General features: G+C 71.6%; 16 protein-coding genes and 2 pseudogenes. 4 read left to right on the forward strand and 14 right to left on the reverse strand.

What is annotated here, in order from left to right; genetic code table 11:
* Positions 1–5: 5 nt before the first annotated feature.
* The 7 genes from ACZ6TB_RS28880 to ACZ6TB_RS28910 form a co-directional block, all read right to left on the reverse strand.
* Complete coding sequence (locus ACZ6TB_RS28880; protein WP_465558923.1) at positions 6–1,592, reverse strand: bifunctional uroporphyrinogen-III C-methyltransferase/uroporphyrinogen-III synthase; 1,587 nt, start codon at positions 1,590–1,592, stop codon at positions 6–8.
* The gene (gene hemC / locus ACZ6TB_RS28885) at positions 1,589–2,515 is read right to left on the reverse strand and encodes a hydroxymethylbilane synthase (protein ID WP_465558925.1); all 927 of its coding nucleotides are present in this window, start codon (positions 2,513–2,515) and stop codon (positions 1,589–1,591) included. The genes ACZ6TB_RS28880 and hemC overlap by 4 nt, the downstream gene beginning before the upstream one ends.
* On the reverse strand, positions 2,512–3,801 hold the full coding sequence (locus tag ACZ6TB_RS28890; RefSeq protein ID WP_465558927.1) for a glutamyl-tRNA reductase: 1,290 nt from the start codon (positions 3,799–3,801) through the stop codon (positions 2,512–2,514). The genes hemC and ACZ6TB_RS28890 overlap by 4 nt, the downstream gene beginning before the upstream one ends.
* Entirely contained in the window at positions 3,798–4,544 is a 747-nt protein-coding gene (locus ACZ6TB_RS28895; RefSeq protein WP_465558929.1) for a redox-sensing transcriptional repressor Rex, read from the reverse strand. Before ACZ6TB_RS28895 ends, ACZ6TB_RS28890 begins: the two co-directional genes overlap by 4 nt.
* Positions 4,545–4,753: 209 nt before the next feature.
* A complete protein-coding gene (locus ACZ6TB_RS28900; RefSeq protein WP_465558931.1) occupies positions 4,754–5,395 on the reverse strand; it encodes an HAD family hydrolase in 642 nt (213 codons plus the stop codon).
* A gap of 10 nt (positions 5,396–5,405) precedes the next feature.
* Positions 5,406–5,654 (reverse strand): glutaredoxin family protein, encoded by a 249-nt coding sequence (locus tag ACZ6TB_RS28905; protein ID WP_465558933.1) that lies wholly within the window; start codon positions 5,652–5,654, stop codon positions 5,406–5,408.
* The gene (locus ACZ6TB_RS28910) at positions 5,651–7,141 is read right to left on the reverse strand and encodes an AMP-binding protein (protein WP_465558934.1); all 1,491 of its coding nucleotides are present in this window, start codon (positions 7,139–7,141) and stop codon (positions 5,651–5,653) included. The genes ACZ6TB_RS28905 and ACZ6TB_RS28910 overlap by 4 nt, the downstream gene beginning before the upstream one ends.
* 455 nt (positions 7,142–7,596) lie before the next feature.
* On the opposite strand from ACZ6TB_RS28910, the gene ACZ6TB_RS28915 reads away from it, so the two are divergent.
* Complete coding sequence (locus tag ACZ6TB_RS28915; RefSeq protein WP_465559284.1) at positions 7,597–8,472, forward strand: ECF subfamily RNA polymerase sigma factor, BldN family; 876 nt, start codon at positions 7,597–7,599, stop codon at positions 8,470–8,472.
* Positions 8,473–8,653: 181 nt separating this feature from the next.
* A pseudogene (locus ACZ6TB_RS28920) lies at positions 8,654–9,532 on the forward strand (DUF5667 domain-containing protein); the annotation flags it as partial.
* Positions 9,533–9,950: 418 nt separating this feature from the next.
* On the opposite strand, the gene ACZ6TB_RS28925 reads toward ACZ6TB_RS28920, so the two are convergent.
* From ACZ6TB_RS28925 to ACZ6TB_RS28945, 5 genes and pseudogenes are all read right to left on the reverse strand, one after another.
* On the reverse strand, positions 9,951–10,985 hold the full coding sequence (locus ACZ6TB_RS28925) for a lysophospholipid acyltransferase family protein (RefSeq protein ID WP_465558936.1): 1,035 nt from the start codon (positions 10,983–10,985) through the stop codon (positions 9,951–9,953).
* Between the two features lie 131 nt (positions 10,986–11,116).
* Positions 11,117–12,166, reverse strand: a pseudogene (locus ACZ6TB_RS28930) (NAD-dependent epimerase/dehydratase family protein); the annotation flags it as partial.
* A 68-nt stretch (positions 12,167–12,234) separates the two neighbouring features.
* The gene (locus tag ACZ6TB_RS28935) at positions 12,235–12,336 is read right to left on the reverse strand and encodes a 30S ribosomal protein bS22 (RefSeq protein WP_007465623.1); all 102 of its coding nucleotides are present in this window, start codon (positions 12,334–12,336) and stop codon (positions 12,235–12,237) included.
* Positions 12,337–12,527: 191 nt separating this feature from the next.
* A complete protein-coding gene (locus tag ACZ6TB_RS28940) occupies positions 12,528–12,740 on the reverse strand; it encodes a helix-turn-helix domain-containing protein (protein WP_020512985.1) in 213 nt (70 codons plus the stop codon).
* A gap of 198 nt (positions 12,741–12,938) precedes the next feature.
* Positions 12,939–13,856 carry a proline dehydrogenase family protein gene (locus ACZ6TB_RS28945; RefSeq protein WP_465558938.1) on the reverse strand — a complete coding sequence of 306 codons (918 nt, stop codon included), beginning with the start codon at positions 13,854–13,856 and terminating at the stop codon, positions 12,939–12,941.
* A 78-nt stretch (positions 13,857–13,934) separates the two neighbouring features.
* On the opposite strand from ACZ6TB_RS28945, the gene ACZ6TB_RS28950 reads away from it, so the two are divergent.
* Complete coding sequence (locus ACZ6TB_RS28950) at positions 13,935–14,471, forward strand: CGNR zinc finger domain-containing protein (RefSeq protein WP_465558940.1); 537 nt, start codon at positions 13,935–13,937, stop codon at positions 14,469–14,471.
* Positions 14,472–14,618: 147 nt separating this feature from the next.
* On the opposite strand, the gene ACZ6TB_RS28955 is transcribed toward ACZ6TB_RS28950, so the two are convergent.
* On the reverse strand, positions 14,619–15,440 hold the full coding sequence (locus ACZ6TB_RS28955; RefSeq protein ID WP_465558942.1) for a sugar phosphate isomerase/epimerase family protein: 822 nt from the start codon (positions 15,438–15,440) through the stop codon (positions 14,619–14,621).
* Between the two features lie 111 nt (positions 15,441–15,551).
* Here ACZ6TB_RS28955 and ACZ6TB_RS28960 point away from each other — a divergent pair, with 111 nt between their 5' ends.
* Positions 15,552–16,382: a DUF3109 family protein gene (locus ACZ6TB_RS28960; protein ID WP_465558944.1), complete on the forward strand. Its 831-nt coding sequence runs from the start codon at positions 15,552–15,554 to the stop codon at positions 16,380–16,382.
* Positions 16,383–16,386: 4 nt separating this feature from the next.
* Here the strand turns inward: ACZ6TB_RS28960 and ACZ6TB_RS28965 are convergent, their stop codons facing one another.
* Entirely contained in the window at positions 16,387–17,070 is a 684-nt protein-coding gene (locus ACZ6TB_RS28965) for a response regulator transcription factor (protein WP_020512993.1), read from the reverse strand.
* Positions 17,071–17,072 lie beyond the last annotated feature (2 nt).

A 17,072-nucleotide genomic window follows, 5' to 3' on the forward strand; every position in this document is an offset into this window, starting at 1 on the left:
GATCCTTAGCGGAAGCGGAGGGCCGTGGGTCCCTGAACCTTGGAGCCGCGGCGCTGCTTGGCCGGCATCGCGGCCAGCTTCTCGCGCAGCTCGATCGCGTACGACGCGAGCGCCTCGACCAGGTCCGGCACGGACGCGTGCTGGGGCTGGACGTCGACGCGCAGGCCGAACTCGGTCGCGGTCTCGGCGGTCTTCGGGCCGATCACCGCGACGACCGTGCGGGCGTGCGGCTTGCCGGCGATGCCGACCAGGTTGCGGACGGTCGAGGACGAGGTGAACAGCACCGCGTCGAAGCCACCCGACTTGATGGCGTCGCGGATCTCGGCCGGCGGCGGGGCCGCGCGGACCGTCCGGTACGCCGTCACGTCGTCGACCTCCCAGCCGCGCTCGATGAGCCCGGCCGCCAGGGTCTCGGTGGCGATGTCGGCGCGGGGCAGCAGCACCCGGCCGACCGGGTCGAGGATCTCGTCGTGCGGGGAGAACTCGGCGAGCAGCCCCTCGCTCGACTGGTCGTCGGCCGGGATCAGCTCGGGCTGGATGCCGAACGCCCGGACCGCCTCGGCCGTGGCCTGGCCGATGCAGGCGATCTTGACGCCGCCGAAGTGCCGGGCGTCGAGGCCGTGCTCGTCGAACTTCTCCCAGACCGCGCGGACGGCGTTGACCGAGGTGAAGACGACCCACGCGTACCGGCCGTCGACCAGGCCCTTGACCGCCCGTTCCATCTGGGCGGGGGTGCGCGGGGGCTCGACCGCGATGGTCGGCACCTCGCACGGGATCGCGCCGTAGGCACGCAGCCGCGCGCTCATCGCCCCGGCCTGCTCCTTGGTCCGCGGCACGAGCACCTTCCAGCCGTACAGCGGGCGGTTCTCCCACCAGCTCAGGCTGTCGCGCTCGGCCACGTCGGAGCCGACCGTCAGCACAACCCGGCCGGTGAAGCCGAGCGCCGCGGCGACGAAGCTGTCGACGGTGGAGGTGGTCGTGTACTGCGTCTCGCCGGTGCCGTCGCCGGTCACCGCAACCGGGGTGCCGGGCTCCACGCCGGACGCGAGCAGCCCGTCCCGCACGGCGGCCAGGTCACCGGCGTCGACCGCCACGGCGAACGAGCCCTTGCGGGCGGAGGCGGCGAGCGCGTCGAAGTCGAGCGCGGTCACGTCGCCGACGTCGGCCGTGGTGCGCACGGCGGGCAGCGGCACGCCGGCGTACGTCGCGACGCCCTCGGCCTGGCCGATGCCGGGCACGACCTCGAAGTGCACGGCGGTGCGGGCGACGGCCTGCACCTCCTTGACCACGGCGTCGTGACCGAAGGGGTCGCCGGCCACCAGGTGCACGGCGGACAGACCGGACTTGGCCGCGGAGAGCAGCACCTTGGCGACGTCGCCGGGCGCTCCCTCGGCCGGGCTGAACTGCGCGTCCGCCTTGGCCTCGGCCTTGATCGCGGACAGCAGGGAGTCGGGGACTCCCCGGTCGTACACCACCTGGTCGGCGTCGGTGAGCGCGGCGTGCGCGCGACGGGTCAGCAGCTCGGGGTCGCCGGGTCCGGCCCCGACGAAGGCGATGCGGCCTGCTGGCTTGCGGGCGGTGCGGGTGGTCATTCTGTGCTCCCCATCAGGGTATCGGCGCCGTTCTCGAGGAGATCGGCGGCGAGTGCCTTGCCGATCTCCGCCGCGTCGGCGGGCGTTCCGGTGCGCGACAGGCGGATGGCTCGTGACCCATCCGGGCTGATCACCGCACCGCGCAGGTAGATCTCGTCGCCGGTCTCGCCCTCGGCGAGCTCGGCATGTGCCGCGACCGGGGCGGAGCACCCGGCCTCGAGCGTGGCCAGCATCGCCCGCTCCGCCACGACGGCGGCGCGGGACGGTGCATGGTCGAGCACGGCCAGCAGCTCGACCAGGTCGGAGTCGGCCCGGCACTCCACCGCCAGCGCGCCCTGAGCCGGGGCGGGCAGCATGAGCATCGGGTCGAGCGTTTCGGTGATCTCGGCGGCACGACCGAGACGCGCCACGCCGGCCCGGGCGAGGACGACGGCGTCCAGATCGGCCTCGGGCCCGTGGACCCGGGCGATCCGGCTGTCGACGTTCCCGCGGATCGGCGTGACCTGCAACTCTAGGCCCAAAGCGTGCAGTTGCGCGATTCGGCGCACCGCGCCGGTGCCGATCACGGAGCCGGGCGGCAGCTCGGCCAGCGTCCGGTCACGCGAAGAAATCAGCACATCGCGCGGGTCCTCGCGGGGCGGGATGGCGGCGATGTGCAGGCCCGGGAAGACCGCCGTGGGCAGGTCTTTGTACGAGTGGACGGCGAAGTCGATCTCGCCCGCCAGCAGCGCGTCACGCAGCGCCGAGACGAAGACGCCCACGCCGAGCTGGGCGACCGGGGCGCTGGAGCGGTCGCCGGAGGTGACGATCCGGACCAGCTCGACCGGGCGGCCGGTGGCGGCGGTCAGCGCGTCGGCGGTCAGCTGTGACTGGGCGAGAGCCAGCGCGCTGCCGCGAGTGCCGAGACGCAGTGGAGCACTCACGCTTTTCCTCCGATCTCCGGTACGGCGTCGGCCTGGGTGGCGTGGGGAACGTCGAGGTCGAACAGCTCACGCAGCAGCGCCGCGTACTGATCGCCGCCCGGTTCGGCGGCGAGCTGGCGCACCCGGACGGTCGGCGAGTGCAGCAACTGCTGAACGACCCGATGCAGCGTACGGGAAACATCCGCTCGCTGCTCCTCGGTGAATTCCGAGCGCTTCCCATAGAGCTTGCGCAGCTCCGCCGCCACCACGTCCTCGGCGCGGGTGCGCAGCGCGGCCACGGTCGGCGCGATGTCGGCGCCGCGCAGCCAGGCGAGGAAGTGCTCGACCTCGGCGGCGACGATCTGCTCGACGGCGGCGGTCTCGGCCGCGGCCGGCAGCGCGCGCCGGGAGGCGGCCAGGCTCTCGATGTCGATCACGGTGATGCCGGGCAGGCCCGCCGCGTCGGGGGCGACGTCGCGGGGAACGGCCAGGTCGAGCACGACCAGCCGGCCGGCCGCCGCGAGACGGGCCCGGGTGAGGACCGGCTCGGTCGCCGCGGTCGCGGAGATCACCAGGGCGGCGTCGCGCAGGGCGGCGTCCAGCTCCTCGAACGGGACGGCTTCCGCGCCGTACGCCTCGGCCAGCCGGTCGGCCCGCGCCGCGCTCCGGTTGGTGATGCGCACCGGGCCGATGCCGGCCCGGGTCAGGGTGGCCACCGTCAGCGCGCCCATCGCGCCCGCGCCGATCACCAGCGCCGACTTGCCGTCGAGGTCGCCCAGCTCGGCCGACGCGACCTCGAGGGCGGCCGTGACCACGCTCTGCCCGGCCTTGTCGATGCCGGTCTCGGCGTGCGCCCGCTTGCCGACCCGCAACGCCTGCTGCATGAGCTCGTGGAGCAGGCGTCCGGCGGTGTCGGCCTCGGTGGCCGCGTGGTACGCGTCGCGCAGCTGTCCGAGGATCTGGGCCTCGCCGACCACCATCGAGTCGAGCCCGGACGACACCCGGAACGAGTGCAGCACCGCCGCCTCGTCGTAGTGCACGTAGAGGTGCCCGGCCAGCTCGGTGGCCGGGATGCCGGAGACGCCGGCGAGCACGTTGCAGACGTCGCCGAGGCCGCCGTGGAACCCGGTGACGGCCGCGTAGATCTCCACCCGGTTGCAGGTGGACAGCACCACGACCTCGCCGATGTACGGCTGGCTGACGAGTTTCTGGAGAAGCGCGGGAACGGCCTCTTCCGCGATGGTGAGCCGTTCCAGCGTGCTGACGTCGGCGGTGCGATAGGACGCACCGACGCTGAGCAGGTTCACGACCCGACCGCCTCCTGGTTTCCCGCCCCCGTGGCGGAACGGCCGCCGGGCAACGCGGTCAGCGACGCCTTGCGGTGCTCGTGGAATGAGAGGATCTGCAGCTCGATAGCGAGGTCGACCTTGCGCACGTCGACGTTGGCCGGCACCGAGAGCACGCACGGTGCGAAGTTCAGAATGCTGGTCACGCCCGCGGCGACGAGCTCGTCGGCGACGGCCTGGGCGGCGCCGGCCGGGGTGGCGATGACCCCGATCGCGATGGTCTCCTCGACCGCGACCTCGCCCAGCTCGTCGATGTGCCGCACGGTCAGACCGTGTATCACCTCGCCGACCTTCGCCTCGTCGGCGTCGAACAGCGCGACGATCTTGAAGCCGCGGCTCGCGAAGCCGTCGTAGCCGGCCAGCGCGTGACCGAGATTACCGACGCCGACGAGGCAGACGGCCCGGCGCTGGTCGAGGCCGAGCACGAACTCGATCTGCTCGATCAGCAGGGCGACGTCGTAGCCGACGCCGCGCGTGCCGTACGACCCGAGGTGCGAGAGGTCCTTGCGGAGCTTGGCCGAGTTGACCCCGGCCGCCGCCGCCAGACCCTCGCTGGAGATCGTGTCGGACCCGCCCTCGCCCAGGTTGTGCAGTGCGCGAAGGTATTCGGGCAGCCGGGCGATCGTCGCCTCCGGGAGGTCCGGGAAGGCCGGGACGTTGCCCGAACCATTGCCGGGCGTGCTTCCGTGACGCTGCTGACTCATCTGACTCCGTGCCGACGAGGTGTCGAACCATTGCGGTACGAGCCCTCTGACGCCCGGCTCGACCGGCTGTGATATCGGGGCTCTGAAGTCACAGAATAGGCGCTTGTGAAGGCGTGCACAAATCGCGATCTTGGGCCCGGGAATGGACAAAGATCCACGAGACGTGCTAGTAGCAGTATGCCCGCCGACCGGGCCGACCGGCCACCCCGCTACAGCGAGCGGGCGGTCGCAACGGCGTCCACCAGGGTGTCGGCCACCGGACGACCCGACGCGCGCAACCGGTCGGGATGGGTGAACCCGCCGGTGTAGAGCACGATCGCGGCGCCCACCGACTCGGCCGCCTCGGCGTCGTCGAGCGAGTCGCCGATGAGCACCGCCTGGACGCCCTCGATGCCCAGCCCGGCCAGGTGCCGGGCCAGATGCCCGGCCTTGAGGTGCCCGCCGACCTCGGTGCGCAGCCCGTCGACGCGGGTGAAGACCCCGTTCAGCCCGTACGTCTCGACGGCCGGCACCAGCTCGCTGTGGAACCACATGGAGAGCAGCGACTGCGAGCCCGGCCACGTCTTGATCGCGGTCATCGCGTCGTGCGCCAGCGTCATGTCGGTCAGGCCCAGCCGGTACGCGTCGTGGAAGATCCGGTCGAGCTCGCCGAACTCCTCCTCGTCGACCGCGCGCCCGAGGATCTCCGCGTAGAAGTCGGCAACCGGCCGGCGGAAGCGGGCGCGGTGCTCGTCGGAGTCGACCGCGCGGCCCCCCACCGCGGCGAAGGCTTCGTTGGTCGAGGAGACGACCAGGCTGAGGTCGTCGAGCAGGGTGCCGTTCCAGTCCCAGACAAGATGAGTGCGTGTCACGGCAGACAACCTATATGCGGGGCTCCCCCGGCTGTCGCGCCAAATCCCGCAACAGCCGGGCCTCCTCGACCCGCCAGTAGCCGTGCTCGGCGCCGTCCAGCAGCACCACCGGCACCCGGTCGCCGTAGTCGCGCTCGAGCTCGACGTCGGAGTCGACGTCGACCCTGGTCCAGGCGCCGGGCACGATGCGGTCGAGCACCGCCTCGGCGTCCTCGCAGAGGTGACAGCCGGCCCGGCTGATCAGGACGACCCGGTTCATGGCGCGATCTCCCTCTTGCGGACCTTGCCGATCGCCGAGTGCGGAAGCTCACGCACCAGCTCGATGCTCGGCAGCTTGAAGCGGGCGAGCTGCCCGGCGCAGAAGACCTGGAGCTCGGCCGGCGTAGGAGCAGGATCAAGGGCGCTCACCACGTACGCGTGCGGGCGCTGACCGGTGTCGTCATCGGCCACGCCCACGACCGCCGACTCGGCCACTCCCGGGTGGGTGGCGAGCACCCGTTCGATCTCGGCCGGGTAGACGTTGAAGCCGTTCACCAGGATCAGCTCGCCGATCCGGTCGACCAGGTGCAGGTCGCCGTCGCCGTCGGCGTAGGCCACGTCACCGGTGCCCCACCAGCCGTCGGCGTCCGGCCCGCCCTCGCCGTCCGGCCAGTAGCCGAGGAACAGGTTGGCCCCGCGCACCACGATCTCGCCGGGGTCGGTGCCGGCGGAGTCGGCGACCGCGAGGTCGAGCTCGGCGAGGTCTTCGTCGGGCGACGCGGTGCCGTCTTCCCACAGAACATCACCCGCGGCCGTACGAAGCCGGAGCGCGACGCCGGGCAACGGCCGCCCGATCGAGCCCGTCTTGGTGCGGTCGCTCACGGCCGTGGTGGTCAGCACGGGTGCGGTCTCGGTCAGCCCGTACCCGATGATGATCGTCTTCCCGGTGGCGGCGGTGAAGCGAGCGGCATCGTCCGGCGAGAGGGGCGCCGCGCCGCAGACGGCCGTGCGGACGCTGCCGAGGGCCGCCTTCGCCGACGGCTGCTGCGACCACGCCGCGTACATCTGCGGGACCCCGACCGTCACCGTGACGGCACGTTCGGCAATCACCGTGAGTGATGCCGCCGCGTCGAAGCGGTCGATCAGGACGCCGGTCGAGCCGTGGTGCAGGACCGTGCCGAGGCCGGTGTTCAGCCCGTACGCGTGGAAAAGAGGCATCGCGAGCAGCACCACGTCGTCCGGGCCGACCACCGGCGGGTCGATGGCGTCCAGCTGCTCGTGGTTGGCGGTGAGGGCGGCGTGGGTCAGCATCGCGCCCTTCGGGCGCCCGCTCGTGCCCGAGGTGTAGAGCAGCACGGCGAGATCTTCGGGGGCGACTTCCGGCAGGTCACCGGCCGGTCCGGCGAGATCCGGGGGTACGCACGGAGGCGTCGGCGACCGGAGCTTGGCCGCCGTGGCCCGCTCGCCCACCACCAGCGCGGCCCGGGAGTCGGCGATCACGTACTCGAGCTCGTCGGCGGTGTAGCCGGGGTTGAGCGGCACCGCGACCCGCCCGGCCCGTAACACTCCCAGGTACGTCACCACGAAGTCGACGGAGTTGCCCAGCACGATCGCGACCCGCTCGCGCGGCCGGGCCAGCATCACCAGCCGGCGGGCCGCGGCGTCGACGCGCTCGTCGAGCTCGGCCCAGGTCAGCGTGGTGGCGGCGGTGATCAATGCCGGGTGGCCGGGGCGCGTTCGGGCGGCAGCAACGACCTTCGAATCCACGCTGGCGAGTTTGGCACAAAGATGCCGGGAGGGGGACGGCGGACAGTCTGTCCGTCGCCTGATCCTAGGTGTCCACCATCGTGGCAGACGTTCCTTGTGTCTTGTCTGCGCCACTTCGTACTATTTTCGCGCAGCGCACACGGTGTGCGACTCCGTGTGTTCGGTGTCCGTGATACTTCGCGTCTGAGTAACGGACTCCACAGCCCTGGGTGAGGCCGGTCCGGCGGTTCGCGGGCCGCCCCACCCGTTTTGCTATGAGTGATCACCCCTCATCCCGAGGAGGCCGCTGTGCCGCAAAAAGCACGGAATTACTGCTGTTCCACGTCTGGCGGGACGGAACAGCAGTCGTACCAGGCCCGCCGGGTTGAGGAGGCGCAGTGAGTCATGTTTACGCCGGGGACCCGAACCACCTGGCCTTCAACGGCCTGAGCGCCCTGCGGCAGTCGGTCGACTCACTGGTTGCCCACACGATCCGGGGCGAGGGCGCCAAGCGGACCAGCAACCGCCGGCATGTCAACGAGTCACCCGGGGTCCGGATCCCACCGACCAGCAACGCCAAGCCGCTGCCCAACGGGGGCCTGGGCGGCGGCCGGGTCGCGGTGCCGGGCCGGCCGCCGATGCCCGCCCAACCGACCGCCGGTCAGCGCAGCAACCTGCCGGAGAGCCCGGCCAACGACCTCACCGTGGTCGTCCCGGCCCAGAGCACCTCGGGGCCGCCGACCGAGAGCGAGCCGCCGAAGTACCCGGCCCGCCCCGACCCCGGCGATGCCGCCGCCGAGGTGTGGGCGCTGGTCGAGCGGGCCCAGGCGGGCGAGGCCGAGGCCTTCGGCCTGATCTACGACCGGTACGTGGACACCGTCTTCCGGTTCGTCTACTTCCGGGTCGGCAACCGCCAGCTGGCCGAGGACCTGACCTCGGACACGTTCCTGCGCGCCCTCAAGCGGATCGGCAGCTTCACCTGGCAGGGCCGCGACCTGGGCGCCTGGCTCGTCACGATCGCCCGCAACCTGGTCGCCGACCACTTCAAGTCCGGCCGGTACCGCCTCGAGGTGACCACCGGGGACGTCCTGGACGCCGACCGCGAGGACCGCGGTCCCGAGGGCAGCCCGGAGTCGGCCGTCGTCGACCACATCACCAACGTGGCGCTGCTCACCGCGGTCAAGCAGCTCAACCCGGAGCAGCAGGAGTGCATCGTGCTCCGCTTCCTCCAGGGCTTCTCGGTGGCCGAGACCGCGCAGACCATGGGAAAGAACGAGGGCGCCATCAAGGCCCTCCAGTACCGGGCGGTACGGGCACTCGCCCGGCTGTTGCCCGAAGGGTTCCAGTGGTGACCCGGGCGCGGCACATGTCGATCTCCGTAGCACATCACCGGCCGTTCGGCCCCGTAACCGGGGGCGAGTGTCACGCGTTTGTCCGGGTGCGACCCTGGGCGGCTCTGCCGGCCCCCGGAATTGTCGCGACCGTCGGCGACGCTGCCGACGAGACAGTCACGAGCGAGGGGAGGTGCCCGCGGTGAACTTCGATTTCCTGGACCGGCGGAGCGCCGAGCGCTTCGCGGAGCTTCTCGACGAGCAGCCCACCGGCGGACGGCGGCACCACAGCCACGTCCCGGCCGACGAGCAGCTCGCCGAACTGGTCGCCATCGGTTCCAGCCTCAAAGCGGCCAGGCCCGGGATCCAGGTCGATCCCGAGTTCCGCGTCGGGCTGCGGGCCATGCTGGTCGCCACCGCCGAGCGGGACGGCATCGGCCGTACCGCCGCGGCCGTCGCGGCGGAACCCGTGTCCGATCCGGCCCCCGCGGGCCGACCCGGCCTGCGCGGCCTGGTCAGCGGCCGTGGTGGCCGCCGGATCCGGGCGCGGGGAGCGATCGTGATCGGGGTCGCCGCCGGCGCCATGGCGGTGTCCGGCATCTCCGCCGCAAGCGAGAACGCGTCGCCGGGCGACGCACTGTACGGGGTCAAGCGCTCGACCGAGCGGGCCCAGCTGGCCATGGCCGGCTCCGACGTCAGCCGGGGTCAGCTGTCGCTGGACTTCGCCAAGACCCGCCTCAACGAGGCGGCCGCCATGGCCGGGGACGCACCGGGCTTCGGCGGCGTGCTCGAGGACATGGACGCGGACACCCGCAAGGGCGTACGCCTGCTGGACACCTCGGCCGTCGCCCACCGCGACGCGAAACCGCTCGCCACGGTCGACGCCTTCGTCGCGAAGCAGCGTCAGACGCTGGCGCCGGTGCTCGGCCGGCTCAGCCCGGCCAACCTCGAGCGGGCGCAGTCGTCGCTGTCGCTGCTCGACTCGGTCAACCGGCGCACGGACGACCTGCGGGCCGGGCTGAACTGCTCGTCGGTGCTGTCGGCCGGGTCGGATGCGCTCGGGCCCAAGCTGCGCGACTGCACCACGACCGCGAGCGGCAGCGGCGCCGCGCGGTCGACCGGACGCAGCGGCAAGGTGTCGACCACCCATGACCCGCGGGAGTCGAAGGTCAAGCCGGAGCGGACGAACCCGACCGCCACGCCGGCCGCCACCTCGGACGTCGCCGACGAGCCGGACACTCCGGGAACCTCGGCCGTGCCGGGGCTGGCCCCGCTCGGCGGGACCCCGCTCACCTCGGAGTCGCCGGGGACCGACGATCAGGACGACACCGGCACGAGCAGTGGTGGCGGGCTGGGTGGCCTGCTCGGCGAGCTCTTCGGGGTCAACAGCAACTAGTCGGGCATTTATCGCAGGGCATGGCGAGGGGCGGTTGCCGGGAATTACCGGACCGCCCCTCAGCCGTCATTTTAGCCGGATCACTCGCGGCCCTCCAGCAACGTCAGATGCCGAACGGGTCCGGGCGTTTCTCCAGCAGCTCCAGCAGCGTGGCCTGGATCGTCTCGCGCACCTGGTCGGCGAGGTTGTAGACGACCATCGGGTCGTCGGCGTGCTCGGTGAGGTGCGCGGTCGGGATCGGCGGGCAGAACTGGATCATCCACTTGCTCGGCAGCGGAATCAGCCCGAGCGGCCCCAGCAGGGGAAAGGTCGGCGTGACCGGGAAGTACGGCACGCCGAGCAGGCGGGCCAGCGGCTTCACGTCGGCCAGGATCGGGTAGATCTCCTCGGCGCCGACGATCGCCACCGGGACGATCGGGGTGCCGGTGCGCAGGGCGGCCGAGACGAAGCCGCCGCGGCCGAAGCGCTGCAGCTTGTAGCGGTCGGCGAAGCGCTTGCCGATGCCCTTGAAACCCTCGGGGAAGACGCCGACCAGGTCGCCCTGGCTCATCAGCCGCTCGGCGTCGGGGTTGCAGGCCACGGTCGCGCCCGACTTGCGGGCCAGCTCGCTCACGAACGGCATCCGGAAGACCAGGTCGGCGCCGAGCAGCCGCAGGTGCCGTCCCTCGGGCGTCTGGTCGCGGATCGCCACCGACAGCATCAGCGCGTCGAGCGCCAGCGTGCCGGAGTGGTTGCCGACCACCAGGCCGCCGCCGTCGGCCGGCACGTTCTCGATGCCGAACACCTCGGTGCGGAACCAGTCGTGGTACAGCACGCGGAGCAGCGGATGGAAGACGGCGTCGGTGAGCTCACGATCAAAACCGAAGTCGTCGACCTCGTACGCCCCGGCCAGCCGCCGGCGCAGGAAGGCGAGACCGGCGGCGACCCGCTGGTCCCAGACGTCGATCGCGTCGACCCGCTCTTCGACGACGCCGTCGTCGGGCCGGCTCGACTCCTCCGGCCCGGGCTCCGCATGACCGTTCATCTGCGGCACCTCCGGGATCGGCCGCCGGCCGTTGACCCGGACCGGTTCGGCCGGCTTGGGCAGGGTGAAGTCGGCGTGGCCGGGCAGCATGTCACGGTACTCGTGCTGGCTCACGACGCGTCGCCTCCGGCGGACGATTTCTCGGCGCTGACCGCCACCTTCTCGTCCCCGGTCTCCGCATCCCCGGCCTCACGTCCGCCTTTCTCCGTCACGGCCGCCCGCTCGGCGCGAGCGGTCGCGCTCTCGGCCATCGCCGTCCGGATGCGACGGACGCCGTCGAGGATCGCCCGCTCGGCCGCGGCGAGCCGGTCGGAAGTCAGCGACGAGCCGTTGGCGTGCGCCTCGATGAAGTCGTCGAACGCGGTCGCGGTGTCGCGCGGGGTGAACCCGAACTCGCGGACCAGGCGGCTGGTGTCGACCACGCGGCCGTGCACGAACAGGTCGATCTGGTCGAGGCCGATCTCGCCGATCCCGACGTTGCGGGCCAGGGCGAGCACGGTGGAGAGGGTGCCCTCGGGCAGCGGCAGCGAGAGCCGGCCGGCCCGGCGCACGGCCTGGGACAGCGCGAGCACCCCGGCGCCGGCCACGTTGAACGTGCCGGGATGGTCCTCGATCACCGATCGGTGGAGGATCTCGAGGGCGTCGTCGACGTGCACGAACTGGAGGCGGGCGTCGCGGCCGAAGACCGTCGGCACCAGCGGCTGGGCGAACAGCCGGGTCAGCGTGGTGTGCGCCTCGGAGCCGATGAAGGGCGCGAACCGCAGCACGGTCGCCGAGACCTCGGGACGGCGGCGGCGGAAACCCCGTACGTAACCCTCGATGTCGAGAATGTCGCGCGCGAAGGAGCCACGCGGGACCGCCCGGGGCTCGGTGTCCTCGGTGAAGACCGCCGGGTCGCGGAACGACGCGCCGTAGGCGGCCGTCGACGAGCGCACGACGAGCTTGCGCAGGCCGGGAGCGGCCTGGGCGGCGGCGAGCAGCTGCATCGAGCCGATGACGTTCTGCTCTTTCATCGCCTGACGGCCACCGTGCTGCGCGTCGGGCGAGCTGCTGACCGCCATGTGAACGACGGCCTCGGCCCCGAGGTCGACGAAGGCGCCGGACGCCGCACGGGCGTCGGCCCGGATCAGCTCGACGTCCGCCAGCACGGCACGCAGGGCCGGGGGCGGTTCATGCGGATCCAGGCCGACGACGCGCTCAATGCGCGGATCGGCGGCGAGGCGGGCTGCCACCCGTGCGCCGAGAGGCCGGCTTACGCCGGTCACCACGACGACACGGGGAGGTGAGGTCACCACAGGCGCACCTCTCGAGCGGCGATGTGCGGCAAGTGCGGAACGGCCGGGATCTTACGCCCGGCCGGTCATCACTTGCCGAGACGGCGACGCTGGACGCGGGTCTTGCGCAGCAGCTTGCGGTGCTTCTTCTTCGCCATACGCTTGCGGCGCTTCTTGACCACGGAGCCCATACGAATTTGCCTCTCGAAACCATGTGGCTCGGACCCGGAGTGCCCACCGGCACGCACCGCATCCGATCTGGACGGCGTCCCGGTCTTATCGCCGTCTTATCGCCGCGCGAAGCAGCGGCGGATGGCAGACCGGGAACCAACCGCACCAGCGTACCGGCCCGGCCGCGGTGGAGCCAAAACGGCTCCCCTCCCTACGCGGTTTGCGAGAAAGCGCCCCGCAGGTAGTCGTGCACCGCGTGCTCGGGCACGCGGAACGAACGGCCGACCCGAACGGCGGTGAGATCACCGCCGTGCACCAGCCGGTATACGGTCATCTTGGAGACCCGCATCAGAGCGGCCACCTCGGCCACGGTCAGGAACCGCACCTCCGAGAGGCGTTCCTCGGTCTGGGCTGGACCCGTCATCCCTCGCACCGATCCTTTCGCAGGCACGCTCCGCGCGACCGGATTGGCTTCGCGACGCGGCGGCTTACGTGCGTGTCATCAGAACGTTATCGATACGGCTGTGACCGACGCGATGCGTTCCGTGAAATGGCCATAAAAAGTCAAGGCCGACACGCCGGATCTGTGCGGTTTTCGCCCGAAAGGGGGGCTTTTCGCGGCCTACCTGCGGGTGAGAGCCCGGCCGAACTGGGTCACGGTCGAGGGACGCTCGGCGAGCCGGCGCATCAGGTAGCCGTACCACTGCGGGCCGTAGGGCAGGTAGACGCGCACGATGTTGCCGCCCGCCGCGAGCCGGGCCTGCTCCTCGGTGCGCATCCCGTAGAGCATCTGGAACTCGAACTCCTCGGCCGACCGGTCGAACCAGCGGGCGCGGTCCTCGGCGATCGCGATCAGCCGCGGATCGTGGGTCGCGACCATCGGGTAGCCGTCCCCGGACATCAGGATGTTCAGGCAGCGGACGAACGATTTGTCGATGTCGAGGGCGTCCTGGAAGGCCACCGACTCGGGTTCCGCGTACGCGCCCTTGCACAGCCGCACCCGGGACCCGGCCGACGCGAGCTCCCGGCAGTCGCCCTCGGTGCGACGCAGGTACGCCTGGAGCACCGCGCCCGTCGACGGATAGTCCTTCCGGAGCGCCGTGAGGATCTCCAGCGTCGAGTCGGTGGTCGTGTGGTCCTCGGCGTCCAGGGTCACCGAGGTGCCCGCCTCGGCCGCCGCGGCGCAGACCGCTTCCGCGTGCTCGGCGGCCAGTTTCTCGTCGATGCGCTGGCCGAGTGCCGACAGCTTGACGCTCACCTCGGCGGCCGGGGTCAGGCCGGCCGTCGTCAGCCGTCCGAGGAGGGCGACGTACTCATCGCGGGTGGCTTTCGCGTCCTCCGCCGTGAGCGTCTCGGGCGCCAGATGATCCACCGTGATCGAGAGACCGTCGTCGGCCAGCTCGCGGGCCGCGGCCAGCGCGCCGTCGACGTCGTCACCGGGCACGAAACGACGCGCCACGTTCTTGCTGAGAGACGTCGAGGAGACCAGCCGCCCCAGGCGGGACGAGCCCGCGGCGGCCAGGAAGACGGTACGGAGCATGGGCCGAGGGTATCGCCAGAAACCGCGCCGGTCGCGGCAACCGTGTCCGTCGGCGCGCGGTGCGGCTACCGTTGTCGCGTGAACTTCGATGCGTACGCACGCACCGCGGTCGACCTCGTCAACGCGGACCTTGGCGACGTGGCCGGGATGCGCGCCCTCTTCGCCGACGACCAGACGTGGATGGGTGAACACGTCACCGAGAAGGAGCTCGGCGTGTTCCGCCGTGCCCAACGCCGGTTGCGTGAGGTCTTCGAGCTCGGCACGACGGGCCGCGATGCCGACGCGGTCAACGAGTTGAACTCGCTGCTCGAGACGTTCCCGGTGCAACCGCGCATCTCCGGGCACGACGCCAGCGACTGGCACATGCACGTGACGAGCCGGGGCGCCACGGTCAGCGCCGAGTTCCTGGCCGGCGCGGTGTGGGGCCTGTCCGTCTGGCTCTGCGAGTACGGCAGCGCCCGCTTCGGCATCTGCGCCGACGAACGCTGCGGCAACGTCTACCTCGACACGTCGTCCAACAACTGCCGGCGCTTCTGCTCGGAGCGGTGCGCGACACGCTCGCACGTGGCCGCCCACCGGGCCCGCAAGCGCGCCGCCAACCTCACCCCGGCCTGATCGGTTATCCACAATCGCGGGTTATCCACAGCTCGCGCGGTGCTCCCGCGCGCCTCGACCGATTTTTCGCGATAATGGTCGACGGGGGCGCCCCCAGGGAAGGGCGGGCTTTGTTGATCGGCAACGTGACGATCGACGGGACTCGCGTCAGGCGCGCGTGACCGCCGGCGCCTGCGACGACGCAGGTGCCAGGTGGCGCCGCGCGAACTCGAGGGACTCGCGCAGGTCGGCCTCCCGCGCCGCGCGGCTCGCCGCCCGGCGGGTGGAGACCTCGAGCGCCACCGAGCCGGTGAAGCCGCGGGCGACCAGCGACCGCAGCACGTCGGCGCACGGCTGGTTGCCGCGGCCGGGCACCAGGTGCTCGTCGCGGCCCTCGCCGGTGCCGTCGCCGAGGTGCACGTGCTTGAGGCCGGCGCCCATCTTGTGCGCCATCTCCAGCGCGTCGATCCGGGACGCCGCGCAGTGCGACAGATCGAGCGTGTACGCGTCGAAGCCGGTCTCGGTCGGATCCCAGCCCGGCGTGTACGGCACGAACCAGCGGCCGGCCATCTTCACCGGGAACATGTTCTCGATCGCGAAGTTCAGGCCGGGATGACGCTCCTGCACCTTGGCCAGACCGGATGCGAAGTTGCGCGCGTAGTCCCGCTGCCAGGTGAACGGCGGGTGCACCACGACCGTGGGCGCGCCCAGCGTCTCGGCCAGTTCGGCGGCGCGGGTCAGCCGCTCCCAGGGGTCCGAGCTCCACACCCGCTGCGTCACCAGCAGGCAGGGCGCGTGCACCGAGAGGACCGGAACGTCGTAGTGCTCGGCGAGACCTTTGAGGGCGCCGGCGTCCTGGCTGACACGGTCCGTCCAGACCATGACTTCGAGGCCGTCGTAGCCCACGGTGGCGGCCATCTCGAAGGCGGCCGCGGTCGGTTCGGGGAAGACCGAGGAACTGGACAGAAGCACGGGGACGCGGGACTTCACGAGGTAAAGGGTAGACCCGTTTGTCGCACGCACCCTCTACACGGCCGGGTATATGCGGTCATACCGGGCGGCGACGCGGCATTAGTCACCTGCACGCGTACGCTGACGCAAGTGACCCGCCGTGACCAAATCCCCGCCGAGGTAGGCCTCGATTTCCCTCGCGAGTGGATCGAGTTTCTCGACCCGGACGACGAGCAGCACCTCATCCGCGCCGACCTCACCTGGCTGCTGTCCCGCTGGACGTGCGTCTTCGGGTCGGCCTGCCACGGCATCGTGGCCGGCCGGGCGCACGAGGGTTGCTGCACGCACGGCGCGTTCTTCACCGACGCCGACGACGAGAACCGGGTCAAGGCCGCGGCGGCCAAGCTCACCCCCGAGACGTGGCAGCACTACCGCAAGGGCTTCAAGAACTACACCGAGATGGACACGGTCGACGGCTCGAACCCCGCTCGCCGCACCGCGATCCGCACCGAGGACGGCCCCTGCGTCTTCCTGAACGACGCGGGGTTCGGCGGCGGTGGCGGTTGCGCCCTGCACGCCCAGGCGCTGCGCGACGGCGTACACCCGCTGGTTTACAAGCCCGACGTGTGCTGGCAGCTCCCGGTCCGCCGCGAGCAGGATTGGATCAAGCGCCCCGACGGCACCAAGGTCCTGCAGTCCACCCTGACCGAGTTCGACCGCCGAGGCTGGGGTGCGGGCGGCGCCGACCTCGACTGGTGGTGCACGTCCTCGCCCGAGGCCCACGTCGGCAGCGACCCGATGTACATCAGTTACGGCCCGGAGCTGGCGGCGCTGGTCGGCAAGGCCGCCTACGAGAAGCTGGCCGAGCTGTGCGCCGCCCGCGAGAAGTCCGGCCTGATCGCGATCCACCCGGCCACCGTGGCGGCCGGCCGGCCGAAGACCCGGGGCGGCCGCGAGCCGGCCACCCCGAGGGACGCCTGACGGCCTACGGCTCGAACTTGTAGCCGAGACCGCGCACCGTGACGATGTAGCGCGGGGCGGACGGCTCGGGCTCCACCTTGGAGCGCAGGCGCTTCACGTGGACGTCGAGGGTCTTCGTGTCGCCGACGTAGTCGGCGCCCCAGACGCGGTCGATCAGCTGGCCGCGGGTCAGCACCCGGCCGGCGTTGCGCAGCAGCAGCTCGAGCAGCTCGAACTCCTTGAGCGGCAGCTGCACCCCGGCGCCGTCGACGGTCACGACGTGGCGCTCGACGTCCATCCGGACCGGGCCGGCGGCGAGCGTCGGGGTCGAGACCTCGGCCGCCTCGGTGCCCTGACGGCGCAGCACGGCGCGGATGCGGGCGACCAGCTCGCGGGGCGAGTACGGCTTGGTGACGTAGTCGTCGGCGCCGATCTCCAGGCCGACGACCTTGTCGATCTCGCTGTCCCGGGCGGTGACCATGATGATCGGGACGGCCGACCGCTGACGCAGCTGACGGCAGACCTCGGTGCCGGACATCTCCGGAAGCATGAGGTCGAGCAGGACGATGTCGGCGCCGGTCCGGTCGAACTGCGTGAGTGCCGAGGTCCCGGTCGGTGCGACCGACACCTCGAAGCCCTCCTTGCGCAGCATGTACGACAGGGCGTCGGAGAACGACTCCTCATCCTCGACCACGAGCACGCGGGCCAAAG

It is taken from the genome of Actinoplanes sp. NPDC051537 (assembly GCF_055586105.1).

Coding starts and splice junctions, on each gene's coding strand:
- ACZ6TB_RS28895 (WP_465558929.1), bottom strand. CDS start 4,544: ATGAGTCAGCAGCGTCACGGAAGCACGCCCGGCAATGGTTCGGGCAAC.
- ACZ6TB_RS28935 (WP_007465623.1), bottom strand. CDS start 12,336: ATGGGCTCCGTGGTCAAGAAGCGCCGCAAGCGTATGGCGAAGAAGAAG.
- ACZ6TB_RS28880 (WP_465558923.1), bottom strand. CDS start 1,592: ATGACCACCCGCACCGCCCGCAAGCCAGCAGGCCGCATCGCCTTCGTC.
- ACZ6TB_RS28940 (WP_020512985.1), bottom strand. CDS start 12,740: ATGACGGGTCCAGCCCAGACCGAGGAACGCCTCTCGGAGGTGCGGTTC.
- ACZ6TB_RS28945 (WP_465558938.1), bottom strand. CDS start 13,856: ATGCTCCGTACCGTCTTCCTGGCCGCCGCGGGCTCGTCCCGCCTGGGG.
- ACZ6TB_RS28905 (WP_465558933.1), bottom strand. CDS start 5,654: ATGAACCGGGTCGTCCTGATCAGCCGGGCCGGCTGTCACCTCTGCGAG.